Raw genomic sequence first — 24826 nt, forward strand, 5'->3', positions numbered from 1 at the left:
GACGGAGCGCGCCTCGAGGCGAGCGTCGACGGCGCGCATGGAGGGCGCCGTCGCGTTCCCTGCCGTTCGACGCACAACGCACGTGGGCGTCCCAACGCATCGCACCGCGCGTGATGCTGCCCTCGCAGGCTTGGCCACCGCGGCGCTGGTGGACCGCCGCGTCCGCCGCGTTGCGGAGCGCGATCGCCATCTTGCTGTGCCATGCGCCGGCACGTGGACGCGGCCGCGCCTCCATCGCGTCCACGCAGCGCATGCGATGATACGCCCCGATTCCGGTCGAGTTGCGTTGCCCCCGATGGCCTTCGATGCGTTTGCCCTGATTCTGGCCATGCTGGCGCTCGGCAAGCTGTTCGCGCGCCTGCGCGTGTTGCCGGCCAACACCACCGACGTGCTCAACGGCGTGGTGCTGTACCTGTGCCTGCCGGCCTCGGTGCTGATCTACGTGCCGCGCCTGCAGTTCAATTGGGAGCTGCTCGGATTGATGCTGACGCCGTGGCTGCTGACCGGCGTGAGCGTGCTGGCGATGCTGGCCCTGCGCGGGCCGCTGCGGCTGCGCCGCGAGCAGCAGGCGGTGCTGCTGCTGTGCGTGGCGCTGGCCAATTCCAGCTTCATCGGCTACCCGATGGTGCGCGCGCTGCTCGGCGAAGCGGCCCTGCCGTACGCGGTGGTCTACGACCAGTTCGGCACCTTCGTGCTGCTGTCCAGTTTCGGCCTGTACGTGCTGGCGCGCTACAGCGGCGAGGCGCCGCCGTCGCCGCGGCAGACCCTGTTGCGGATGGCGCGTTTCCCGCCGCTCTGGGCGCTGGCGTTCGCGCTGACGCTGATGCCGGCGCAGCCGCCGGCCTGGATCGCCTCCGGCCTGCAGCACCTGTCCGACGCGATGCTGCCGCTGGTGATGCTGGCGGTCGGCTTCTCGCTCCAGTTGCGGCTGCCGCGCGAGGAACTGGCGCCGCTCGCCGCCGGCCTGGTGCTGAAACTGCTGCTGCTGCCCGCCCTGGCCTGGCCGCTGTCGTGGGCGCTGGGCCTGCGTGGGCTGGCGCTGCAGGCCAATGTGCTGGAATCGGCGATGCCGACCATGATCACCGCCGCGTTGCTGGCGATCTCGCATCGCCTCGCCCCGCGCCTGGCTGCGGCCCTGGTCGGTTACGGGATTCTGCTGTCGCTAGTGACCTTGCCGGCCTGGGCGTGGTTGTTGGGGGCGTTGCGGTAGCGGGACGTTCGATGCGGTCGCGCAACGTCCGCCACTGGCGCACTTGGGTATCGAAGACCCGCACGTCGTCGTCGACCAGCTTCGCCCAATCCAGCTTCTCGCCGAGCAGTTGCTCGGCGATGCGCACGGGGTCTGCTTCGAAACCGCGCCCCAGCGCTTCCGAGTAGCGGAGCCGGAAGTCGGCGCTATCCTCCTGGCTCAGCGTGTAGAGCTTGACCGCGATCAGGCCGGCATAGAGATAGTTCGCCAGATAGAGCGGGTCCTGATAGAAGAGCCGCTTGCTTTCCCACGCCCCGGCAAGCTCTGGATGCTGGTGTGGCCAAAGTTCGTAGTCGGACAGGATGGATGCGGTAAGCGCATCGAGGTCGGACGCGGAGCCGATGCTGTGGTCCAGAACACCACGATAGATCGCGTCTTCGAGCTGCGCCTCTTCGGCGGATGTGAACAGTTGCAACGCCAGATCGTTTACCAGGCTTTTGCGGTAATACTCCTGCATCCTTGGATCCTTCGCATCCCGGGCAAGCTGGTCGCGGAACAGCAGCTCATCGAGGATCGCAAACGCCTCCATCAGCCAAGCCGGGCCGTTGCGGTTCAAGGGAGATGCGCTGTGCGCGTTCATGAACTGCCCATGCACTGCATGGGCGGCTTCGTGCACGATTTCGACATCGCTTTCCAGATCTGGTCGGCGATATCCGACGAACAGAATGGATCGGGTTCCAGGAGCGGTGATGGAGAAGGCGTCCATCGCCCGGGCTCCACGCTGCGTGGAGACATCCATGCGCCGACCATCCGGGTCCAGAATCGCCGAGATCTCTGCCGCATGACGTTCGCCCAATCGATTAGTCGCGCGACGCGCCACCTGTTGCAGTTGGGAGAGCGAGAGTGTGTGGTGTGCGTCGCCTTGCGGGGCGTTCACATCCCAGGGATGCAAGGCTTCCGGCTTGCCGGCCGTGGTCGCCGCACCCAGCAACGCTTGGTATGCCTTTAGAGATGGAGAATGCTGCTGCATGGCCAGAACAGTGGTCTTCACGTCCGCCGACGTGAGTCCCATGGTCGAATACGCAGCATCGGCGGCATTCCCGTATCCCCTGGCAACGGCTGTGCCGTTCTTGAGATCGACGATTCCCAGCAGAATCTCCGCCAAGATCTGTTTCCTGGACTGAAGGCCGGACCAATAACTCTCCCAGGCTGCCTGTCGGGTCGAGGCCTCGGGAGAGGCCATCAGTGTTTTGTAGTCGAAGAACGCGTTGAGCGACCGATCGCCGGAGCGGATGCTGGAAAAATCGGTGGAGCGAAGCGTCAAGCCATAGAGACCCTGTAAACGATCCAGCGCGTTCTCCGACGCTTGCGCAAGAGCATCGTTGTCCTGAGAAAGCCTGTGCACTTGGTCACGCTCGGCTTTCATGCGCAGATAGGCATACGGTTGCGTCCAGGGCGCTGTCGCGGACGCGCGCAGCAGCTCGCGTTTGGCGTCGCCGGCTGCCTGCGAACAGAGTGCCTCCGTCTGATCCAGTGCTTGTCCCGCCGCTGCGTCGTCGGTGTCGCGCGCATGGATCAGTTCGTGATAGGCGTAGTGCTTCAGGCAGTCGCCAAAAATGCGCTCGAATTCGGAAAATGCCTCTTGCGTCGCCGACGCCAGTTCAGTCCGGTGCTGAAGCTGCGTAAGGCGCCCCTCAAGCGCCCTGCGCGAGGCAAGTTCCTCCGCAGAGGAGGCAAAGAATCTGGACGCGTCGGCGGAGCGAGAGCCGGGGGACTGCGGCAACGGCGCATTGGCGGCGGAGTGAGCGGGCGAGATATACGAGCACAGCGCGAGCAGCCAGTACCGGGAAATCCATAGCGATATCTTGTCGATCATCTGCCTTCCACCGAATGCACGGCATGCCATCTTACCTAGGGCTTGTCACCAAATCCCGGGCAGGTCGCGCCGTCCTTGCGCGTGCCCGAGCAAGGACGCAGTCCTGGGCACGCGCAAGAGCGGCCCTTCGGGTTGACGCTGCAAGGCCGCCATCTTCGCGCCGCATGGCTTGACCTGGAGGCCAGGCCCGCGACACGCGACGCAAACCTGGGGGCCTTGCAGTGCTAACGCGGCCTTCCGGGATTGATGACAGGCCCTAGGCGCTTCTCAAGGTCACGATGGGGGCGCTTTTGGCCGCACGACTCGCCGGAAGCCACGCCGCCGCCTGACCCAAGGCGCAGATCAACGGAAAGCCCACCAGCAGGAACAAGGGATCGATTCTGGGTACGGCATAGAGTCGCGAGACCTGCACGTTCACCAGAACCGCCAGAATCGTGCCCAGCATGGCGCCAGAGCCGGTCAGCAACAGGTTCTCGAGCAGGAAGTATCTGACGATGTCCTTGTAAGAAGCTCCAAGCGCTCTGCGAATGCCGATATGCAGATAACGCTGCCTTACCCAAAAACTGGCAATGCCATGGATGCCGATACCAGTGACCAGCAACAGCGAGGCGCCGGCACTGAGAAAGATGATCGCCATGGTCCTGTCGCGCCGGAAATAGTCCGAGCGCAGGTCAGTGAAGCGCATGGCGCGGGGAATCAGTCGATTTGCCTCCAGTGCCTGAAGTGAACGCAATCCGGAGCTGAGCACAGCCTGAAGTCTGGTCGGATCGGCCCGGATGGCGTAGATCACGCGATGGCCATCGGGCACCAATGGGAGCAGCATGCTCAGGTCGTTGTCGGCATCTGTACGGAGCAGCGGTCTCGAGAGGTGTTGAACGACGCCGACGACATGCAGTGCATGCTTGCCGTCGACGTAGAATGTCTTGCCCACAGCACTTTCGGAGGGAAACAACTTCTTTGCCAGCGCGTCGGAGATGATGGCCTCGCCGGCCGCGTAGAGACCGGCGTAATCATTGTCGGCCGCCATCGGGACATAGGCTCCCGGGGAGAAATCCGAGCCGCCGACAAGACGCAGTCCAAGTACGCCGAGCGCATTGTGGGATACCCCGTAGATGGTGGGTTCCGCCTCGATGAGGCCTGCGAGATTGTTCTGATCCGGGACCTTGTTGGTGACTCCGACCGTCCAGTTGTTCTGGCTAAGGGGCAGCGAGTCGGTCGCGGCCACTGCGCTCACTCCGGGGATCTGCCGGAGCGCCTCAAGATCTGCGCGCACCGATGCGCTGACGTGCGTGGCCGCATCGCCGACGAAGTCGGTTTCAATCACCGCCAAGCCGCTTTCCTCCAGGCCGGTCTGGTAAGTCAGCGTCTGCACACGGCGCGTCAGTAGGAATACGATGTTCGTCACTGCCGCGGTGGTGATCACGACCTGAAGCAGCACGATGGCGACCAGCAGGCGATGTCTGAGCAAGCTGCGGAGGATAATCGGTAGTTGAGAGGCACTCATTCTGCTGCCTTGACCTGCATGACGATTCGGGTAGAGGCGGCACGCAGCGCTGGCAAGGTGGCCGCAACCAGACTCGCCGCACAGGCAAGCAGCATGGTCAAGGCCACCATGGGCCAGTCCATCACCGCGAGATTTGCGTAGTCCTCCGGTTGCAGCCGGATCAGGTAGAGCCCGGCATTGGCGATCAACAGGCCGATCAGGCCGCCGAAAGCACCGATGACCAAGGCCTCGGTATAGAGCTGGATGACGATGTCCCTGCGCCTGGCGCCAAGCGCACGCCGCACAGCGACTTCATGCGTTCTTCTGATGAAGCGCGAAAACAGCAAGGCGCAGATGTTGATAAGGCAGACGAACAGGAAGGCAATCGACAGGCCGAGCTGCAGCTTGATCTCGTCCGGAATGATCTTGCGCTCGACCAGGAAGTCATGAAGTCGTTGCAAACGGGGGTGATGATGGCGTTCAAAACGGCCCGAACGAATCTGTTCCTGGACGTAGTTTTCGAGGAACCGAAGATAGTCGTCCCGTTCCTGTGGGGTCTGCGCCTGGATCCAGAATTGCAGCCATGCAGTTCGTGAATCCTCCATCTTGTTGGCACTGGCGGTAGACGCCCAGGAGAACATGTCGTTGCCGATCTTCAAGCGCAGGTCGATTGCCGTACGCAGCGGAATGAAGAAGTCGTCCTGGCCTTTGAAGGCGTCGCGCTGAAGGTCCGTATGGAATCGCGGACGCGGTGTCCAGTTGGCCACGGTGCCGATCACGCGAAAGGCTTGCCCGCCGAGCAGGATCTGGCGTCCGATCAGCGTGCCTGCAACTGCCATCCTGTCTCTGAGTGACTCGCTGATCACCACGACGCGGGCCCGTTCCTGCTCTTCCTCTTCCGTCCAGGTGCGTCCTTCCAGGACCGTCAAGCCGAACATCGAGAAGAGATTCGGGGTCGCGTACTGTCCGTCGACGAAGAAGGGCGCCGCTACCCCTTGCTGGGGATTGACCAGCAGATGCCCCGATGCGAGCGCAACTTGTGCCTTCGCCGGGCCTCGGCGCAACAGTTCCTGCGCATCTGTCCAGGTCAGCGCGATCCGCGGGTCCAGCGACGGCTTTGTCTGATAGGAAACAGGCAAGGGGTCGAGATAGGGGTGAAAGAGGTGTTCGTTGCGTCCGGGAAGAGGGTCCCAGGTCATGACCCGGACAACCGTGATCATCGCCATACTTGCGCCGACCCCCAGGGCCAGCGCCAGGACAAGCGCTGCACTCATGCCTCTGGTTTTCAGGACATTGCGCCGCGCCAGTCGCAGGTAGTACAGATACATGCCGAACTCGTCTCTGACTGTCCCTTCAGTGGAAGAATGTCGCATTGGTGGGGACGATGTCGACTGGTTCAATGCGTAGCCATGCGGTGCTATTCTGGGCCCGGCTATGCGTCTCCACCAAGTGCATCAGGCGGAAGTGCGACCCTTGCACACGCCGCGCCAGTGTCGAGAACTGTTCGTCGCTGAGGTGCTCGGTGAGGCCGACAGGCAGCTTGTTTCGATTCAGGTCCGCAACGATGCGCTCCAGGGCGAGATAGCTCAGGCGGTGGGTCGACGCGCTATCGATGAAGATGGATGAGGTAGGAGCCATCGATGGCAGGAATGCCCCGAGCAGTTTCTGGATGCTCTCGGGCGCATGATTGAAATCCGAGAACAACAGGTCGACGCCTTGCAGAAAGGCCTTGTCTCGAGCGACCTCCTGAAACTGGATGTCCTGGTGGTGGACGACCACATGCTCTTCCACTCCGACCCAGCGCATTAGATTACCGATGAATCCCTCGAAGGTGATTCCGCCGCTCTTAGCGGAGGCGAGTTCCGAAATGGGGGCATCCATATCCGCCAGAAAGCGTTTGGAGGGTTCGCTGAGGTAGTGCGACCCGTTATCGTAGGTGTGGATTAAGCCACGGGCGTTTTCCTTCAAGGCTGCGGCCATCCACGCCGTGGACACGCCCAAGCCGGTACCGAGTTCGATGATCAGCGACGGGCGCTCACGTTTCACGATGCTGTACAGAAGAACACATAGGTCTTCGCTGCCATACAACCACCCCATTCGCTCCCGTATCAGAAGCAACTGCTCAATGGCAGAACCTAGACGCAGCATTCGGATCGCTCCATTCGACTGAATTCACAGTGCGGCCAGACCGCAGCCATTCTTCCAATTCCGTCCCAAAGCTGGGCTTTGACGCGACCGACAGCAGATAAGGGGAGAAGGCGTAGAAACGCAGGTCCGTGCCTTCAGCGTAGAGCAGCACCTCGCCGAGTTCGGAATGGAAGGCCGAACGGGCAGCACAGCTGATCGATGCTATTCGAGCATGGTCGACATCGACGGCTTCCTGTGGGAAATGCACCGTATGGAAGTCATCTCCAAGAAAATATAAAATCACCGGCGTGCCGATTGGGCGCTCTACGTGGAACTGATGACGGTCCGCTTCGCTCGCCGGCAGGTGGCGCTCCTCCCGCCAATCGAAAAGCGACCATACGGATTTCTGTAGGGGAGAGGAAAATTCCGTGAGGTCCGAACGTTCGTAGCCGAATGCATAGGAAAATCTGGGAACCTGCAGATTCGGCAATGCGCGCCTGATGCCGAACCACTGGGCGTTTAGAGGAAGCAGGGACTTCGAAACACCCCTCACCCCGGTGTCGTGGGCGAGCGAGCGCCCGAGCAGGAATAGATCCTGCAGTCTGATGTGTAACCACCGCTCGTCGACCTGATGCTTGCGCAGAAACGCAATGAGTTGCGTGCCTGAAAGGCTGAAAACACGATTTATGATGCGCGCATCCCTGAAACGATCGCGAATTTCTGCCGGCACCTGCAGCTCTAGAATCTGGGGCCAGGCATGGGTCGACAGAAAGGGCAACAGTTCGTCGACGTGCATGACGCTGACCTGCTGGCTTGCCGCGCAGGCCGCCCCACAGGCGGCGACCGGGTCTTCGCTGTTCGAGTACACAATCAATGTTTGGTGGCTCATCGACGTCCCCGATAGGCGTATTCGCGCTTCATGTCGGTTTGCAGTGTGTCGATCATCGCGGCTATATCGCGATTCAGGCGCTTGCTGGACATGATGTTTTCGCTCAGTGGCTGTTCGATGAGAAAGCCAGCCGCGCACACGGCGAGTCGCTTGTGGATGTGATCGCGCACCGATTTGTCGGTGCCGCTCTCCATTTCCAGGTGGCGTTTCAGCAGGCGGTGGCAGATGTAGTAGACGAAGACGGCATGGATGAACGACGAGTTCGGAATTTGGTTGCCGGACCAGGGCGAGACCACCCGGTAGTTGTAGTCGTTGGCGACAAAGAACCCATTTGCCAACTCCCACGCAGCCAGAAAGTTGTGCGTGCTTTCGTGCATGATGCTTTCCATGCACGCTTCGACGCTGAGTTCGTGCTGGTGGATGTTCAGCAGGCGCAGCGAGCCCGGCTGCCTCGGAACATGCTCCGAGCCGTAGTGCCTCGGTCCGGTGTCGGTCCGCTCCTGCGATTTGCGCACGACGATGCGGCGCACGAAGTTGCGGATGATCATCCCGTAGAGCGGCTCTGCCCGATCGATCAGTTCGAGGGCGCGCGTGATTTTCGCGATCACATCGTCGCGCTCCTGGGCGGAGAGCGGCAAACAGGCCTGACTCAGTACGCCGGATCTTGGCTCGTGGTGTCTTGCAGATGGGCTGTCCAGGTCGATGGCAATGCAGCCACCTACCTTGGTGACTTCATGCACGGCCCAATGGCCATGGACATCGCGTTCGGCAAAACAGTCGCCAAGGGGGCTATAGACGGTCCATTGACGGCACTCTCTGAGATATGCATCCTGAGCGCCGCTTGCGAGGTCCGCGATAGCGCATTCGCGCGATACCAGTCCATGAAGCGATGCCATGGCACGGCCAATCTCCTGCGTTGCCTCGAAGGAGCGCGCGCCCAGTTCATGTTGGCGCTTGCGCGCAGAATCCATCGCCAAATAGCATTCGCAGAATTCGGAACTCAGGAGCACGCGGGCTTGCCGTTCCGCGGGCAGCGACTGGTAGAGTTCACGGATCGTGCCGACGAACCCATCCTGCTCGTGGTCACGAAGCGCGTCATGCATGCGTGTGCGCATGCGGTGGAGACGTGCCCAGGCGATGCCGTCCACGATGTGCTCGGCTCGCTCGGTTGCCTTGGTCAATTCCATCAGGCAGAGAGGTCTGCTGATGTCGATATCAGGCGATTTGACTTGCGCGTTCATCAAGCGTGCTCCATGCGCGAATGAGGACGATGTCCGGTTCTTGACGGAGCGAGCCGTTGGGTTGGCCCGCTCCGCTGCAAGCTATTGCTCAGACGTCGAACTGTCCGGCATCGCTGCCGAGCTGCGCCGGGGCGGCCGAATCGACGATGGAGTGATGGTGATGGGAGCCGATGGAGTCGTCGTGGTGCCCGTCCGAAACCGCGAGCAGGTTGCTGGATTTCGCCGACTCTTCGAACTCTGCCATGGCGAGCGCGTTGAGGCTCGTCATCGACGTGGCCATGGACAGGGACTGGTCCACGCTGGGCGCAGTCGATGCCGGATTGGCGAGTGCCGAGCCGGCCGAAGCACCCACCACGAGCATGGTGAGGGTCGACAGCGTTTTGGAAAGGTTGCGGTTGTCCGTCATGATGAAATTCCCTTGGTTGTGAGAGTGGACATCAGTTTTGCGGTCCTGCCGCGCTCATTAAATGGCGCATCAAGCGTGATACGCGGACAGTGATGTCGCGTCACGCTGCCGCCTGCCGGACTAGAGCGCATCGATCACTGCGATTCAAGCGGGTTGCTGTGCAATGCACAGCAGGTCTGGCATGCCGGCATCGAGGGATGTCGAGGCACTGCGGCAGTTTTCGCCAATGTCGGGCCGACAGGCGTTGTGCGCCGGTACCCGCGGCGGCCTGCCTGCATGGCGAGGTGGCCTCGGGCGCTGCCGGAATTTTTGCGTCGGCTCCGGCGTGGCGCAGACGTTGCTCGCTGCACGGGGCTGGGGGACAAGGGATCTGCAGCACGAACGACGTGCGCGTCACGCGTCATGTCGATGCTGGATGCGCCGTGTCCTTTTGGATGGTCTGTCGCGGCGGCGGCCTGGCTTGCCGCGTCTTCCTCACCCGGATGGGTGCCAGACGCGCTATGCGAGTCCGGAAGAACATTTCGCGCCACTGGAGTCAGGAGGCGATCACTCCACGCGGATCCCGCGGACTGGTATCACAGGTACATTTCCGCATTTTCCATCAACGCAACGACGATCACGAGAAACGAGGTGGGAAGATGTTTTGAGAGTTCAACCATCTTGAACTCCAGTTTGGCGCGGGAATCGACAGGCATTCTTGGCACGGGTGCATCGAGCCCGAGCGCGAGCCAGTCCAGGCTGACGTGCAGCGCCTTGCTTAAAGCCTGCAGATGGGAGCGATTAGGTGAGAAGCTTTCATTGCGCTCCCAGTGACCAATCGTGGCGCGATTGACCCCAATAAGCTTCGAGAGCTGGGTTTGCGATAACCCTCGGCTTTTACGTGCGGAGCGAATTCTGCTCGCGATCGAGTCGGCATTCATCCTTTTGCCTGGCCCCCAGCCTGGATTGATTTGAGCCTGAGGCTCATGACATTCAGTCAGTCGGTTGGCGATCATACCGCGTGGGAACAGAACGCTTCGATGAATTTTGTGATTTTTATCCCATTTCAATTTTGAGTTGGGTGGCCAGTGAAGCAGCCCAGTGCTTTGCCCCCGACGACGGCGGGACTCGCCGATGGCAGCCGGCCACGCGTCTGCTGTGCCGGCAGAGTGCGGCAGACCAATGCGGTCACCTGCGCCTTTTCAGGTGGCTAATCCGCCGGCACCGTGCGCCCGCTGGCCCAACTGCGCAAGGCCTGCACCTGTTCGGCCATCAGCACCGACAGCGGTCGGGTAGTGCGGATCTCCTGCATCAGCAGATCGGTGTCCAACGGCCGCTGTTCGGCGTGCGCGGCATACAGTCCGGAGACGATCGCCTGCTCGATCTCCGCGCCGGAGAACCCGTCGGCGGCGGCGGCCAAGGGCGACAGCGCGAACGCGTCGGCGTGCAGCTGCCGCCGGGTCAGATGCAGGCGCAACAGCTCCACCCGCGCCTGCGCGTCGGGCAGGTCGACGAAGAAGATCTCGTCGAAGCGGCCCTTGCGCAGCAGCTCGGCCGGCAGCTCGTGTACCTGGTTGGCGGTGGCGACGATGAACACTCCGGCGCTGCCGTCGGCGCTGCCGCGTTCGGCCATCCAGGTCAGCAGCGTGCCGAGCACGCGCCGCGACACGCCGCCGTCCTCGCCGCCGCTGGCCAGGCCCTTCTCGATCTCGTCCATCCACAGCACGCACGGCGCCAGTTGCTCGACCGCGGCCAGCGCGTCGCGCAGGTTCTTCTCGGTCTCGCCGTGGTACTTGGCGTACAGCGCGCCCATGTCCAGGCGCAGCAGCGGCACGCCGAACCCGGCCGCGGTGGCCTTGGCCAGCATCGACTTGCCGCAGCCCTGCACGCCGAGCAGCAGCACGCCCTTGGGCGGGTCCAGCCCCGGCGGCGCGGTGCCGGCGAACACCGCGCGGCGCTGCGTGATCCACTGCTTGAGCCGGCGCGCGCCGGCCACGTCCTCGAAGCGCGTGGCATCGTTGTCGTATTGCAGATGGCCGCTGCGGTTGAGCAGTTCGAACTTGAGCTTGGCCAGCTGCGGCAGGTCCGCGGCGTTGAGCGCGCCGTCGGCGTAGATCAGTTGCCGGGCGATGCGCCGCGCGTCGATCAGGCTGAGCCCGCGCAGGTTGCGCAGGATCTGCTTGACGGCGTCGCTGTCGACCTCGACCCGGCGCCCGCCGAACTCGCGCGCGTAGCCCTGCGCTTCCTCCTGCACCATCTTCAACAGCGCGTTGGCGTCGGGCAGGCGCGGATTGAAGCGCGTCGCCAACGCTTCGAGTTCGGGCGGCAGTTCGATCCGCGTCCCGATCAGCACCAGCACGTGCGGCTGGCAGTGGCGGCGTTCGACGATGTCGCGCAGCAGGCGCTGGTGGCTGGCGTAGCCCAGGTACGGGGTGACGTCGAGCAGCAGGTAGATGCCGCGCTGGTCGGCCTGCTTGATCGCCTGCAGCGCGGCGCTGGCGTCCGGCGGCCCGCTCGGCGGGTCTTCGCGGTCCAGGTCGATGCGGCGCAGGCCCTCGGTGATCGACCAGCGGTGCAGGGCGCGCCAGACCTGCATCAGCGCCTGCCGGAACAGATCGACGATGCGCGCCTCTTCCTGCGTCTCGATCACGATCAGGGGCGTGTTGGCGCGGATCAGCGCGACCAGGTCCTGCAGCTCGCTCATGGCATCGGAAGGCGAAGGGGGCCGCCACGATAGCAAGCCCGGCGCCGGCCGGCGTGCTGCCGGCCGTCGTGCTGGATGTTGACTACCGGCTGACGTAGGGCCGGTGTACGCTCCGGCTTCTTCCCCGGAAGCGAGGCGTGCATGAAGACGATCCTGGTGGCCGGCTCCAAGGGCGGCGTGGGCAAGACCACGGTCGCCACGCACCTGGCGGCGTTCTATGCGCTGGCCGGCAAGCGCACGGTGTTGGCCGATGCCGATCCGCAGGGCTCCTCGACGCGTTGGGCCGAACGCCGCGCCGGGCTGGACAGCGCGGTGCTGCCGATCGACGCCAGTCGCAAGCGCACCTGGCGCGCGGGGCTGCCCGACGACGCGCAGCGGGTGATCGTCGACGCCGCCGCCGGCGCCATGGCCGAGGATCTGGCGCACTTCCTCGACGAGGCCGACGCGGTGGTGGTCCCGGTGATGCCGTCGGCGCTGGACATCGACGCCACCGTCGGTTTCCTCAACACCCTGGCCAAGGTGCCGCGGGTGCACCAGCGCAAGCTGCCGGTCGGGCTGGTGCTCAATCGCAGCAAGCCCTGGACCCACGCCACCCAGCAGGCGTTGGAGATGCTGGGCCAGTGGCCGTATCCGGTGGTGGCGCAACTGCGCGACAGCCAGGCCTACGTGGTGCTGGTGGGGCTGGGCCGCAGCCTGTTCGATTACCGCTCCGCCCAGGTCCGCGACCACCAGCAGGACTGGGAACCGTTGCTCAAGTGGCTCAAGAAGGCCTGACCGATGACCATCGTTTTGCGAGAAGTGATCCTGCTGCGCCATGCCCACGCCGAGCCGGCCGACACCGGCCAGGCCGATTTCGACCGGCCGCTGTCCCCGCACGGCCTGGCCGAGGCCGAGGCCGCCGGGCGTTGGCTGCTGGAGCAGCGGCTGGTGCCGGACCGGGTGCTGTGTTCGCCGGCGCGGCGCGCGCGCGAGACCCTGGAGGCGGTGCTGGGCCTGACCGGCTACGTCGAGCAGCGCCTGGAGCCGCGCATCTACGAAGCCACCTCCGGCACCCTGGCCGATCTGCTGGACGGCCATCGCGACGTCGAGCGGCTGCTGCTGGTCGGCCACAATCCGGGCCTGGAGCGGCTGGCGGCGCTGATGCACAGCGGCCAGTCGGGCGACTACCGCGGCATGCCCACCGCCAGCGTCGCCGTGCTCGGGGTGCCGCACGACGCGGCGATCGAGCCGGGCGTGGCGCGGTTGACCGCGTTCTGGTGGCCCTGAGCCGGCTGCGCAGGGCACTGCGTCCGGCGCTGCGCGCCGCGCTGCTGCCGTTGTGCCTGCTGTGCGCCGTCGGCCATGCGCAGGTGCAGCCGGCGTTGTTGGCGCCGGGCGAGTATGGCCTGGACCCGGCGCAGTCGCGCTTCGGTTTCGAGATCCGCACTCGCTTCGGTCAGCGCATCGAAGGCTTCTTCCCGCGCTACGAGGGCACCGTGCAGGTGCTGCCCGACGGCCGCCACCAGGTGCGCCTGCGCCTGTTCACGGCCTACGTGGAGATCCCCGGCAAGCCGCGCTACACCAGCTGGATGCGCGGCGAGGACTTCTTCGACGCGCCGCGCTATCCCACCGTGTCCTTCGATTCGCAGCCGTTCTCGCCGCAGGTGCTGGGCAGGGGCGGGCCGATCCCCGGCACCCTGAGCATCCGCGGGGTCAGCCACCCCGAGACGCTGACCGTCATGCCGGCCGCATGCACCCGCCCAGGCTATGATTGCGACGTCATCAGCCGCGGTACGGTATTGCGTGGACGTTACGGAATGGACAAATGGGATCTGGCCTTGAGCGACCGGGTCACGTTCGTGCTGCGCGCACGCCTGACCGAGGCGGCCACTCGGTGACATCGCGATGGATGCGGGTGCTGGTGGTGGTGGCGCTGCTGCTGGGCAGCGGCTGCGCGAGCCTGTCGCAGGCGCAGCACGGCCGCGCCGTGGCGATCGCCGAGGCCGCGCGCGACCGCCAGCTCGACTGCACGCGCGGGGACCACTGCGCGTTGGCCTCGCCGCTGCGCGGGCTGGCCGGCAAGGCCTTCGCCCAGTCCGCCGACGGCGCCCCGCGGCACTACGCCACCATCCTCGACCACGGCGAAGAGGCGCTGGTGGCGCGGGTCAACCTGATCCGCAGCGCCAGCCGCAGCATCGACCTGCAGACCTACATCTTCGACAAGGACGACAGCGCGCGGCTGGTGATGGACGAACTGCTGGCCGCGGCGCGGCGCGGGGTCAAGGTGCGGGTGCTGATCGACCAGCTCTCGGCGATCTCCGACCTGCAGATCCTCGGCGCGCTGGCCGGCGCGCACGAGAACTTCTCGCTGCGCATCTACAACCCCACCTTCGGCCTGGCCAAGCCCAACTATTTCCACTACGCCGCCAGCGTGCTGTGCTGCTTCCGCCGCTTCAACCAGCGCATGCACAACAAGCTGCTGGTGATCGACGACGCGATCGGCGTGGTCGGCGGGCGCAACTACCAGGACGATTACTACGACTGGGACGCCGAGTACAACTTCCGCGACCGCGACGTGCTGGTCGCCGGCCCGGTGGCACGCACGATGGCCGCCAACTTCGACGCCTACTGGGCGGCGCGGCGCAGCGTGCCGGTGGCGCGGCTCAACGACGTCGGCAGGCTGCTGCTGCGCGAGGGCGTGCCGGCGATGCCGCCGGCGCAGTTCCTGCGTCCGGAGCGGGTGCAGCGGGTCAGCGAGGAGGCGGCCGATCCGGCCTTCGTCGAGAACGCCTTCGTGCTGCCGGCGTTGCCGGTCAAGCATGTGGACTACGTCGCCGACCTGCCGCAGAAGCACCGCCGCGAACACGGCCCCAAGGCCATTTCCACCGCGCCCAGGCTCGACCGGCTGATCGCCGGCGCGCGCGAGGAAATCATGCTGCAGACGCCGTACCTGGTGCTGTCGGACCCGGCGCAGGAGATCTTCCGCGACCTGCGCAAGCGCACCCGGCCGCCGCGCGTGGTGGTGGCCACCAACAGCCTGGCGGCCACCGACAACCCGGTGGTGTACGCGCTGTCCTACAAGTACAAGCGCCGCAACCTGCGCGAACTGGGCTTCGACATCTACGAGTACAAGCCGTTCCCGCTGGATGCGCCGGTGGACTACGCCAACCTGCTGCCGGCGCCGTTGCAGGGCGAGGTGCCGTCCGCGCCGGCCGGCGGCGAGCGCGGCGAGGCTGCCGGCAGCGGGCGCAACACGTTGCTGGGCGGCAGCGCCGCCGGGCGCAGTTCGCTGCTGGGCAGCGGCAGTGGCGGGCCGTCCGGCGGCCGCGGCGACGGCAGCCAGGTCGCGCGCCGCGTGCTGCGCACCGAGACCCGCCCGTCCTACCTGAGCCGGCGCATCGCCAACCGGCCGCTGCCGGTGACCCGCGAGGGCGCGCGCATGGGCCTGCATGCCAAGTCGCTGGTGGTGGACCGCCGCGTCGGCGTGATCGGCACCCACAACTTCGACCCGCGCAGCGAGACCTACAACACCGAGGGCGCGGTGATCGTCGACGATCCGGCGTTCGCGCAGGCGCTGGCGGCCAGCATCGGCCGCGACATCGAGCCGGAGAACTCCTGGGTGGTGGCGCCGCGGGTCAAGCCGCCGGTGCTGTCGGGCCTGAACTACAGCATGGGCAAGGTCTCCGAGGCGCTGCCGGTGCTGGATTTCTGGCCCTGGCGCTACGCCACCGACTACGAATTCCAGCCCGGCCCCGACTGCCCGGCGCCGCTGACCCGGCGCGACCCGGGCTTCCATCGCTGCTACAGCGCGGTCGGCGACTTCCCCGAGGTCAACGTCGGCCCCAAGTGGCTGCTGGTGCGGATGCTGACGGCGTTCGGCTCGGGGCTGGTGCCGATTCTCTGATGGGCGGGGATTCGGGATTGGGGATGAGCAGCCATTCGGCTGCTGAAAAGCCGGGAGCCGCAAAAGCAAGTCCCCGCGACCGGATGCCCCGTGCAGGCGCGATAATGTCCGTGCAGGGGATGCCGCTCTTGCCAATCCCCAATCCCGAATCCCCAATCCCGGCCCCAAAATGTCCTTTCGCGAACCCGCCGATCTCGCCGTCCTCAACGCCGATTGCCGCGACACCCTGATCGCGCACCTGGGCATCGTCTTCACCGAGGCCGGGCCGGACTGGCTGCGGGCGACGATGCCGGTGGATGCGCGCACGCGGCAGCCGTACGGGCTGCTGCACGGCGGCGCGTCGGTGGTGCTGGCCGAGACCCTGGGCAGCACCGCCGGCAACCTGTGCGTGCAGCCGGGGCGCATCTGCGTGGGCCTGGAGATCAACGCCAACCACCTGCGCAGCGCGCGCAGCGGCACGGTCACCGGCACGGCGCGGCCGCTGCACGTGGGCCGGTCCACCCAGGTGTGGGAGATCCACATCGAGGACGCGGCGGGCAAGCCGGTGTGCGTGTCGCGGCTGACCCTGGCGGTGGTCGACCGCGGCTGACGCCGTGCGCGCGGCGCGCGCGTCTTCAGGGTGACACAATTCTCCGTTAGGCCCCCGCTTCCGGTACCCTTATCCCAATGAGCGAGTTCTCCCCACCCGCCATGCGCCAATACGGTGGGGCGCTGCGCTGGGTTCGTTACGGCTACCGCGTGCCGCTGCTGGCGTTGCACGTGCTGTTGTCGCTGCCGTTCCTGCTGGTGTGCATGGCGCTGTCGCCCGGCCGCGCCGGCACCGAGTCCTTCGGCGACCGCGTGGTCTGCTGGTGGTCGACCTGGCTGCTGCGCATCTTCGGCCTGCGCGTGCGCCGCATCGGCACGCCGCTGCCCAACCCGGCGCTGTTCGTGGCCAACCACGTCAGCTGGATCGACATCGTGATGCTGCACAGCCAGCGCATGATGGGTTTCGTCGCCAAGCGCGAGATCGCCGGCTGGCCGCTGGTCGGCTGGCTGGCCACCCGTGGGCAGACCATCTTCCACCAGCGCGGCAGCACCGAGTCGCTGGGCGGGGTGCTGCAGGCGATGCTGGAGCGGCTGCGTTCCGGGCGCTCGGTCGGGGTGTTCCCGGAAGGGCGCACCCGCAGCGGCCAGGACGTGGGGCCGTTCCACGCGCGCATCTTCCAGGCCGCGGTCGAGGCCGAGGTGGCGGTGCAGCCGGTGGCGCTGCGCTACGGCGCCGGCGGCTCGGCGCAGCAGATCGTCGCGTTCGGGCCGCACGAGAGTTTCTTCGCCAACTTCCTGCGTCTGCTCGGCGAGCCGGGGCGGGTGGCCGAGGTGCATTTCCTGGAGCCGATCCGGCTGCAGGACGTGGAAGGGCGCCGGCGCATCGCCGAGACGTCGCGCGCGCGCATCGTCACGGCAATGGCACAACCCTGAACGGGGCGACACCGAACGGATCGCACCTGACCGATTACTCCAGTCGGCAGGCGCAAGCTCGCTCTCCATGAACGCAACCGATTACTCCCCCCCACGCTGGCTGCGCAACCCGCACGTCCAATCGGTCCTGGGTTCCAGCCTGCTGCGTGTGCGCCGTGGCGAGCAGCTGCTGGCCGCCAGCGGCGCCACCACCACCTCGCACATCCTCGACGGCGGCGACGGCGTGCGCCTGCAGGGCTGGCTCAGCGTGCCGGCCGGCGCCCCGCCGCGCGGCACCGTGCTGCTGCTGCACGGCTGGGAAGGCAGCGCCGATTCCAGCTACATGCGCCTGACCGCGGCGAAGATGCTGGCGCTGGGCTACCAGGTGTTCCGGCTCAACTTCCGCGACCACGGCGGCACCCACCACCTCAACGTGGACCTGTTCCACTCCGAGCGCCTGGACGAAGTGGTCAACGCCGCCTGCGACCTGTGGCAGCGGTTCCCGGCGCCGACGCTGCTGGCGGCCGGCTATTCGCTGGGCGGCAATTTCGCCCTGCGCCTGGCGCTGCGCGCGCCGTCCGCGGGCCTGCCGCTGCGCCACGTCGCCGCGGTGTGCCCGTTGCTGGACCCGGCCACCACCATGCAGCGGATCGAGAACGGCCCGCAGTTCTACGACTGGTATTTCCGCCGCAAGTGGCGCGAGTCGCTGCTGCGCAAGCGCGAACTGTTCCCCGACCGCCACGGCTACGACGACGCCACCCTGGCGCTGGACATGCGCGGGCTGATGGCCTGGCTGGCCGAGCGCCATGCCGGCTTCGCCAGCCTGGACGCCTACTTCGACAGCTACTGCATCGCCGGCGAGCGCCTGCTCGGCCTCAGCGTGCCGGCCGACATCCTGATGGCCGAGGACGACCCGGTGATCCCGCTGGACGACTTCCGCAACTGGCGCCTGCCCGAGGTGGCGCGGCTGGAGATCGCACGCTGGGGCGGCCATTGCGGCTTCATCGAGAATGCGCGCGGCGACGGTTTCGCCGAACGCTGGGTGGCCGAGCGGCTGACCGAGGGGCTGGTGGAGGCGTAGCCGGCGGGCGACCTCGCCCGCGGCGGGCTTGCGCCAGCCAGGCAGGGCAGGCGCACACCGCGTCCGGGTGCGGCGCGCGGCGATGCGCCTTCCGCCGTTCTCGCACCACCGTCGCCACCACGTAGCGCGACCCCCGCGCACTCGGCGATCTGCGCAGGCCAGCATTCTCGGCGCGGGTCGCCGTCCGCGACGTCTCCTCCTCGTGGCGCCGGCGACAAGGCGCTGCCGGCAACGTCCGTGCCCCGGTGCGGCCGCAGGCGCCCGCGCAGGGCGGCCCGATGCTCCCGCTACAATGCGGGTTTGCCCCGAGCCGGAACTCCATGCACCAGCCCATTCTCGACGCCCTGCGCCGCCAGGACACCGCCGACGCGCTGCGTCTCGCCCAGACCTGGGCCGCCGAGGCCGCCGACGACCCGCAGGCCCTGCGCTGGCTGGCGCTGGCGCAACAGCAGCACGGCGAGACGGCCGCGTCCCTGGACAGCATCGGCCGCGCGATCGCGCTGGCCCCGGAAGACGCCAGCCTGCACCTGCTGCGCGCCGGCATGCTGGTCAGCGCCAACGACCTGGCCCAGGCCGAGGACGCGCTGGCGCAGACCGCGGCGCTGGATCCCAACGAATTCCTCGCCTACGTGATGCGCGCGCACCTGGCGCTGGGCCGCGGCGACCTGGACGAAGTGGAGCGGCTCAGCCGCACCGCCGCGCGCCTGCAGCCGGAGCATCCGCAGTTGCTCGGCGTGGACGGCATGCTGGCGCTGCGCCGCGGCGACGCCGACCGCGCGCTGGCGCTGCTCGCGCGTGCCAGCAATGCCCTGCCGGACGATCCGCGCCTGCTCTACGCGCTGGGCTTCGCCTACCTGGACAAGCAGCACTTCGCCTTCGCCGAGACCGCGTTCCGCCGCGTCGCCGCGCTCACCCCGGGCACTGGCGCGGCGATGATGGCGCTGGTCGCGCAGTTGGCCTACCGCCAGGGCCGCCTGGACGACGCCCTCACCGCGCTGGAGACGGTGCTGGCCGATCCGGCCGGCGACACCCCCAACATGCGCCGGCTGGCCGGCGAATACGCCTTGCAGGCCGACCGCCCGGCCGAGGCGCTGGAGCACCTGCGCCGCACCCTGGCGGTGGCGCCGGACGATCGCCGCACCCTGCATGCGGCGTTGATCGCCTGGCAGCGCCTGGGCACGATCGACGATGCCCGCGCCACCCTGGAAGCGGCGTTGGCCACCACCACCGACGCCCACGACCTGTGGCTGGCGCGGCTGGCGCTGGAGCCGGTGGGCGGGCCGGAGGCGCGCGCGCTGATCGCGCGCTGGCAGGCGGCGATGCCGGCGCACGTGCCGGCGCTGGAAGCGCAGCTGCGCGTGCACGACATGGCCGGCGAGCGCGACCAGGGCGAGGCCGTGGCGCAGCGCATCGTGGCGCTGGAACCGGGCCGGCTCAGCGGCGAGGAACGCTTGGTCGAGGCGCTGCTGGAGCGCGGCGAGCACGATGCCGCGATCGACCACGTGCGCGGCCTGATGCAGCGCATGCCCGAACAGGACCGCACCGTGGTGCGGCCGTGGCTGGCGGCGGTGCAGGATGCCGCCGGACGCCCGCAGGACGCGTTGGCGACCTGGGTGGCCTTCCAGCAGGAACAGTTGCCGCACCGGCTGCCGCTGCCGCCGCTGGGCCAGGCCCCGGCGCAGTGGCCGGCGCTGGCCCCGATCGACCCGCAGAACCCGGCGCGGCCGCTGTTCGTGTGGGGCGCGCCGGGCAGCGGCGTGGAGCGGGTGATCGCGGTGATCGACGCGGCCAGCCCGGTGCTGCGCGGCGACCGTTTCGGCCCGCAGCCGCCGACCGACGGCCTGCAGCGCTTCCGCAGCGTCGAGGAACTGGACAGCGGTGCGCTGGACGGCGCGGCGCTGGTCGCCGAGTGGCGCGCGCAGCTGCCGGCACGCGGCGTCGCCGACGGCAACATCGTCGACTGGCTGCTGTGGTGGGACAACGCGCTGCTGCGCGCGCTGCGCCCGCACCTGCCGGAAGGACGGCTGCTGGTGGTGCTGCGCGACCCGCGCGACATGCTGCTGGACTGGCTGGCCAACGGCGCCCCGGCGCCGCTGGGCCTGGCCTCGCCGGAGACCGGCGCGCAGTGGCTGGCGGCGGTGCTGGCGCAGGTCGCCGACCTGCACGAGCAGGATCTGTATCCGCATCATCTGGTGCGCCTGGACGGCACCGAGCACGATCCGGCCGGCGTGGCGGCGGCGCTGGAGCAGGCGTTCGGCGTGCCGTTCCCGGCCATCGCCACGGTCGGCCCGCCGCGCCTGGCCGCCGGCCATTGGCGCGCCTATGCCGGCCCGCTGTCCGCCGCGTTCGCGCTGCTGACGCCGGTGGCGGTCCGCCTTGGCTACCCTGAAACCTGATTTCCCACGGAGCTTCCCGCATGCGTCTTCGCAGTGACAGCCTGCAGCCCGGCCACCCCATCCCGGCGACCTACGCGATGGGCCAGGCCGACGGCTTCGGCGGCAACCGCAACCCCCACCTGGCCTGGGACGCGGTGCCGGCCGGCACCCAATCCTTCGCCCTGCTGTGCGTCGATCCGGACGTGCCGACCGTGGCCGAGATGGTCGGCCGCGACGACGTCCAGATCCCGGTCGCGCAGCCGCGCACCGAATTCGTGCATTGGGTGGCGGTGGACCTGCCGGCCGACCTGCGCGCGATCGCCGAGGGCAGCGCCAGCGACGGCGTGGTCGCCAAGGGCAAGCAGCATCCGCCCGGCCTGGACGGTGCGCGGCAGGGACTGAACAGCTACACCGACTGGTTCGCCGGCGACGCGGCGATGGGCGGCGACTACTACGGCTACGACGGCCCGTACCCGCCGGCCAACGACCTGCGCGTGCATCGCTACTTCTTCCGCCTGTTCGCGCTGGACGTGGCGCGGCTGGACGTCCCGGCGCGTTTCACTTCGGCCGACGCCCTGCGCGCGATGCAGGGCCATGTGCTGGCCGAAGCCAGCCTGTACGGCACCTACAGCCTCAATCCAGCAGCGAAGTGAGCCTGAGCCCCTCTCTCAAGGAGACAAGGGCGAAGCCGTAGCCCCTCTCCCACCGGGAGAGGGATTGGGGTGAGGGGCCGGAGCGCGCAGCGCCCACGTCGACCTGTCGCTGCGAGGCTTCGCCCGGACCCTCATCCGCCCCTGCGGGGCACCTTCTCCCGAGGGGAGAAGGGAAACGCCTAGCCCCTCTCCCCCGGGAGAGGGGTTGGGGTGAGGGTCCGGGCGCGCAGCGCCCACGTCGACCTGTCGCTGCGAGGCTTCGCCCGTACCCTCATCCGCCCCTGCGGGGCACCTTCTCCCGAGGGGAGAAGGGAAACGCCGTAGCCCCTCTCCCACCGGGAGAGGGGTTGGGGTGAGGGTCCGGCGCGCGCAGCGCCTCGCCGACTTAACCCCTCACGCCGCCGGCAACCACAGCAGCAGCGCCGCGCCCAGCACGATGCGGTACACCGCGAAGGCGGTGAAGCGGTGCGACTTGATGTAGCCCAGCAGCCACTTCACCACCACGAAGCCGGTGACCATCGAGGCGACGAAGGCCAGCGCCACGTCGCCCCAGTTCTCGCTGCCCAGGCCGCCGTCCTTATACAGCTCCAGGAACGAGTACGCACTGGCCGCGAACATGGTCGGGATGCCGAGCAGGAAGGCGAACTCGGCCGCGGCCGAGCGCTTGCTCAGGCCCAGCAGCATCGCCAGGAAGATCGTCGCCGCCGACCGCGAGGTGCCGGGGAACACGCCGGCCACCACCTGCGCCAGGCCGACCGCGATGGCCACCGTCCAGGTCACCGTCTCGCGTTCGGGCAGGCGCGCGGCGAAGTACTCGGCCACCAGCATCCACACGCCGCCGATCACCAGCGCCCAGGCCACCGGCTCCACATTGTCGGGCAACTGCCAGCCGGCCTTGCGCACCACCAGGCCGACCACCGCGGTCACCAGAAAGGCCGCGCCCAGCTTGAACGCGTAGTCGCGGTTGGCGCGGTCGCCCAGGCCGGTGGCCAGGTCCCACAGGCGCTGCCGGAACACCAGGGTGGTGGCCAGGATCGCGCCGGCCTGGATCACGATGTTGAAGAAGTCCGAACGGTGGCCGAGCCAGCGCTCGGCGATCAACAGGTGCCCGGTGCTGGAGATGGGCAGGAATTCGGTCAGGCCTTCGATGATGCCCAGCAGCAGGGCCGACAGCAGATCGCTCATGGGGGAAGAGGGTCGCGTTTGGGGGAGGGGAAGCTGCGCAAGGATAGAGCATCCGCTTGCGCGCCATTTTGGTGCGTTCAGGCGTGAATGCACCAGTAAAGTGCAGTGCAGTTGCATCGTTCGCGTGCACGCTTCAGCAGAATCAAGGGCTTGTGAGTGCCACATGATTGGCATGGCGATTGCTGATACTCGCCCACGCCCTTCACAACCCGAGGTTGCATCGATGTCTGTGGAAACTATTGAGAAGCTGGTCAAGGACAACAAGATCGAGTTCGTCGACCTGCGCTTCGTCGACATGCGCGGCGTGCAGCAGCACGTCACCTTCCCGGTCAGCATCATCGAGCCGGCGCTGTTCGAGGAAGGCAAGATGTTCGACGGCAGCTCGATCGCCGGCTGGAAGGGCATCAACGAGTCGGACATGGTCCTGCTGCCCGACGCCGACACCGCCTTCGTCGATCCGTTCATGGCCGATCCGACCCTGGTGCTGACCTGCGACATCCTCGACCCGGCCACCATGCAGAGCTACGGCCGCGACCCGCGCGGCGTGGCCAAGCGCGCCGAGGCCTACCTGAAGTCCAGCGGCATCGCCGACCAGGCGTTCTTCGGCCCGGAGCCGGAATTCTTCATCTTCGACGGCGTGCGCTTCGGCAACGAGATGGGCCACACCTTCTTCAAGATCGATTCGGAAGAAGCGGCCTGGAGCAGCGGCAGCAAGATCGAAGGCGGCAACAGCGGCTACCGTCCGGCGGTCAAGGGCGGCTACTTCCCGGTGCCGCCGACCGACTCGCTGCAGGACCTGCGCGCGGAGATGTGCAAGACCCTGGAGCAGGTCGGCATCGAAGTCGAAGTGCACCACCACGAAGTGGCCACCGCCGGCCAGTGCGAGATCGGCACCAAGTTCAACTCGCTGGTGAAGAAGGCCGACGAGCTGATGATGCTCAAGTACATCATCAAGAACGTCGCCTACCGCAACGGCAAGACCGCGACCTTCATGCCCAAGCCGATCGTCGGCGACAACGGCTCGGGCATGCACGTGCACCAGTCGCTGGCCAAGGGCGGCACCAACCTGTTCTCCGGCGACGGCTACGGCGGCCTGTCGCAGATGGCGCTGTGGTACATCGGCGGCATCTTCAAGCACGCCAAGGCGATCAACGCCTTCACCAACTCCGGCACCAACAGCTACAAGCGCCTGGTCCCGGGCTTCGAGGCGCCGGTGATGCTGGCCTACTCGGCGCGCAACCGCTCGGCCTCGTGCCGCATTCCCTGGGTGTCCAACCCGAAGGCGCGCCGCATCGAGATCCGTTTCCCGGATCCGCTGCAGTCCGGCTACCTGACCTTCGCCGCGCTGATGATGGCCGGCCTGGACGGCATCAAGAACCAGATCGACCCGGGCGCGCCCAGCGACAAGGACCTGTACGACCTGCCGCCGGAAGAGGAGAAGCAGATCCCGCAGGTGTGCTCCAGCCTCGACCAGGCGCTGGAAGCGCTGGACGCCGACCGCGAGTTCCTCAAGGCCGGCGGCGTGTTCACCGACGACTTCATCGACGGCTACATCGCGCTGAAGATGCAGGAAGTGACCAAGTTCCGCGCGGCCACGCACCCGCTGGAATACCAGCTGTACTACGCCAACTGAGTTCCACGCGCGGCGATGGCGAAGGCTTCCCCTCCCTCCTTCGCCATCGCCGCCACCTGCCCGGCTGGGGAGCCGCGCAGGTGGTCCGCGTCCGTCATCGCGTCATCGCTCGTCCAGGGGATGTATCGCGCAACACAGCGCTTGCGTGCCGTGGGACACGTTCCCTCCCACTTCGCCGTCGCCGCCGCACCGTGGGTGCGGTGGGCCTCGGCGTGATCCACGGAACGCATCGCGCAGCAACACCCGCGCCGTTCGCGGCGCGGTCGATGGGCCCAGTGCCGGTCGGCCTTCGGCGGCCGGTTCCTTCCACCAACGGGGTATGCGCATGAAACTGATCACCGCCATCATCCGGCCATTCAAGCTCGACGAGGTCCGCGAGGCCTTGTCGCAGGCTGGGGTGTCCGGCATCACCGTCACCGAGGTCAAGGGCTTCGGTCGGCAGAAGGGCCACACCGAGTTGTATCGGGGTGCCGAATACGTCGTCGACTTCCTGCCCAAGATCAAGATCGAGACCGTGGTGACCGACGAACGTCTGGATGCCGTGGTCGAGGCGATCCAGGGCGCGGCCGGCACCGGCAAGATCGGCGACGGCAAGATCTTCGTCACCGCCATCGAGCAGGTCGTCCGTATCCGTACCGGCGAAATCGGCGCCGATGCGCTCTAACCCCACCTTGGAGCCCTT

The 24826-nt window shown here is 67.0% G+C and carries 21 protein-coding genes and 1 pseudogene; 12 read left to right on the top strand and 10 right to left on the bottom strand.

The window, feature by feature from the left end:
• Positions 1–295 precede the first annotated feature (295 nt).
• The gene (locus NKJ47_RS01685) at positions 296–1210 is read left to right on the top strand and encodes an AEC family transporter (RefSeq protein ID WP_254461301.1); all 915 of its coding nucleotides are present in this window, start codon (positions 296–298) and stop codon (positions 1208–1210) included.
• Between the two features lie 886 nt (positions 1211–2096).
• Here NKJ47_RS01685 and NKJ47_RS20750 read toward each other — a convergent pair.
• The 9 genes and pseudogenes from NKJ47_RS20750 to NKJ47_RS01730 all read right to left on the bottom strand — a co-directional run.
• A pseudogene (locus NKJ47_RS20750) lies at positions 2097–3095 on the bottom strand (M3 family metallopeptidase); the annotation flags it as partial.
• A 226-nt stretch (positions 3096–3321) separates the two neighbouring features.
• Complete coding sequence (locus tag NKJ47_RS01695; RefSeq protein WP_254459849.1) at positions 3322–4569, bottom strand: ABC transporter permease; 1248 nt, start codon at positions 4567–4569, stop codon at positions 3322–3324.
• Positions 4566–5876: an ABC transporter permease gene (locus NKJ47_RS01700; protein ID WP_254459850.1), complete on the bottom strand. Its 1311-nt coding sequence runs from the start codon at positions 5874–5876 to the stop codon at positions 4566–4568. Before NKJ47_RS01700 ends, NKJ47_RS01695 begins: the two co-directional genes overlap by 4 nt.
• 25 nt (positions 5877–5901) lie before the next feature.
• Complete coding sequence (locus NKJ47_RS01705; protein WP_254459851.1) at positions 5902–6696, bottom strand: class I SAM-dependent methyltransferase; 795 nt, start codon at positions 6694–6696, stop codon at positions 5902–5904.
• Positions 6671–7564 (bottom strand): hypothetical protein, encoded by an 894-nt coding sequence (locus tag NKJ47_RS01710; RefSeq protein ID WP_254459852.1) that lies wholly within the window; start codon positions 7562–7564, stop codon positions 6671–6673. Before NKJ47_RS01710 ends, NKJ47_RS01705 begins: the two co-directional genes overlap by 26 nt.
• Complete coding sequence (locus tag NKJ47_RS01715; RefSeq protein WP_254459853.1) at positions 7561–8805, bottom strand: hypothetical protein; 1245 nt, start codon at positions 8803–8805, stop codon at positions 7561–7563. Before NKJ47_RS01715 ends, NKJ47_RS01710 begins: the two co-directional genes overlap by 4 nt.
• A gap of 88 nt (positions 8806–8893) precedes the next feature.
• Positions 8894–9211, bottom strand: a complete 318-nt coding sequence (locus NKJ47_RS01720) for a hypothetical protein (RefSeq protein ID WP_254459854.1) — start codon at positions 9209–9211, stop codon at positions 8894–8896.
• 575 nt (positions 9212–9786) lie between these two features.
• The gene (locus NKJ47_RS01725) at positions 9787–10131 is read right to left on the bottom strand and encodes a helix-turn-helix domain-containing protein (RefSeq protein ID WP_254459855.1); all 345 of its coding nucleotides are present in this window, start codon (positions 10129–10131) and stop codon (positions 9787–9789) included.
• 269 nt (positions 10132–10400) lie between these two features.
• Positions 10401–11894, bottom strand: coding sequence for an AAA family ATPase (locus tag NKJ47_RS01730; RefSeq protein WP_254459856.1), 1494 nt, complete (start codon positions 11892–11894; stop codon positions 10401–10403).
• Positions 11895–12035: 141 nt separating this feature from the next.
• Here NKJ47_RS01730 and NKJ47_RS01735 point away from each other — a divergent pair, with 141 nt between their 5' ends.
• The 9 genes from NKJ47_RS01735 (at position 12036) to NKJ47_RS01775 (ending at position 21326) form a co-directional block, all read left to right on the top strand.
• Positions 12036–12668, top strand: coding sequence for a ParA family protein (locus NKJ47_RS01735; RefSeq protein WP_254459857.1), 633 nt, complete (start codon positions 12036–12038; stop codon positions 12666–12668).
• Positions 12669–12683: 15 nt separating this feature from the next.
• Positions 12684–13160 (top strand): SixA phosphatase family protein, encoded by a 477-nt coding sequence (locus NKJ47_RS01740; protein ID WP_160947952.1) that lies wholly within the window; start codon positions 12684–12686, stop codon positions 13158–13160.
• Positions 13161–13219: 59 nt separating this feature from the next.
• Positions 13220–13771: a YceI family protein gene (locus NKJ47_RS01745; RefSeq protein WP_254461302.1), complete on the top strand. Its 552-nt coding sequence runs from the start codon at positions 13220–13222 to the stop codon at positions 13769–13771.
• A gap of 11 nt (positions 13772–13782) precedes the next feature.
• A complete protein-coding gene (locus NKJ47_RS01750) occupies positions 13783–15777 on the top strand; it encodes a phospholipase D family protein (RefSeq protein WP_254461303.1) in 1995 nt (664 codons plus the stop codon).
• 169 nt (positions 15778–15946) lie between these two features.
• Positions 15947–16366: a hotdog fold thioesterase gene (locus tag NKJ47_RS01755; RefSeq protein ID WP_254459858.1), complete on the top strand. Its 420-nt coding sequence runs from the start codon at positions 15947–15949 to the stop codon at positions 16364–16366.
• Between the two features lie 77 nt (positions 16367–16443).
• Positions 16444–17238, top strand: a complete 795-nt coding sequence (locus NKJ47_RS01760) for a lysophospholipid acyltransferase family protein (protein WP_254459859.1) — start codon at positions 16444–16446, stop codon at positions 17236–17238.
• Positions 17239–17305: 67 nt separating this feature from the next.
• A complete protein-coding gene (locus NKJ47_RS01765) occupies positions 17306–18298 on the top strand; it encodes a YheT family hydrolase (protein ID WP_254459860.1) in 993 nt (330 codons plus the stop codon).
• Positions 18299–18618: 320 nt separating this feature from the next.
• Positions 18619–20694, top strand: coding sequence for a tetratricopeptide repeat protein (locus NKJ47_RS01770; protein WP_254459861.1), 2076 nt, complete (start codon positions 18619–18621; stop codon positions 20692–20694).
• Positions 20695–20714: 20 nt separating this feature from the next.
• Positions 20715–21326: a YbhB/YbcL family Raf kinase inhibitor-like protein gene (locus tag NKJ47_RS01775; protein WP_254459862.1), complete on the top strand. Its 612-nt coding sequence runs from the start codon at positions 20715–20717 to the stop codon at positions 21324–21326.
• Between the two features lie 393 nt (positions 21327–21719).
• Here the strand turns inward: NKJ47_RS01775 and NKJ47_RS01780 are convergent, their stop codons facing one another.
• Positions 21720–22511: an undecaprenyl-diphosphate phosphatase gene (locus tag NKJ47_RS01780; protein WP_209245347.1), complete on the bottom strand. Its 792-nt coding sequence runs from the start codon at positions 22509–22511 to the stop codon at positions 21720–21722.
• 223 nt (positions 22512–22734) lie between these two features.
• On the opposite strand from NKJ47_RS01780, the gene glnA reads away from it, so the two are divergent.
• Positions 22735–24144, top strand: coding sequence for a type I glutamate--ammonia ligase (gene glnA / locus NKJ47_RS01785; RefSeq protein WP_254459863.1), 1410 nt, complete (start codon positions 22735–22737; stop codon positions 24142–24144).
• 325 nt (positions 24145–24469) lie between these two features.
• Positions 24470–24808 (top strand): P-II family nitrogen regulator, encoded by a 339-nt coding sequence (locus NKJ47_RS01790; RefSeq protein WP_010341076.1) that lies wholly within the window; start codon positions 24470–24472, stop codon positions 24806–24808.
• Positions 24809–24826 lie beyond the last annotated feature (18 nt).

This window comes from Xanthomonas sacchari, from assembly GCF_024266585.1.
GTDB classification, from domain to species: domain Bacteria; phylum Pseudomonadota; class Gammaproteobacteria; order Xanthomonadales; family Xanthomonadaceae; genus Xanthomonas_A; species Xanthomonas_A sacchari_C.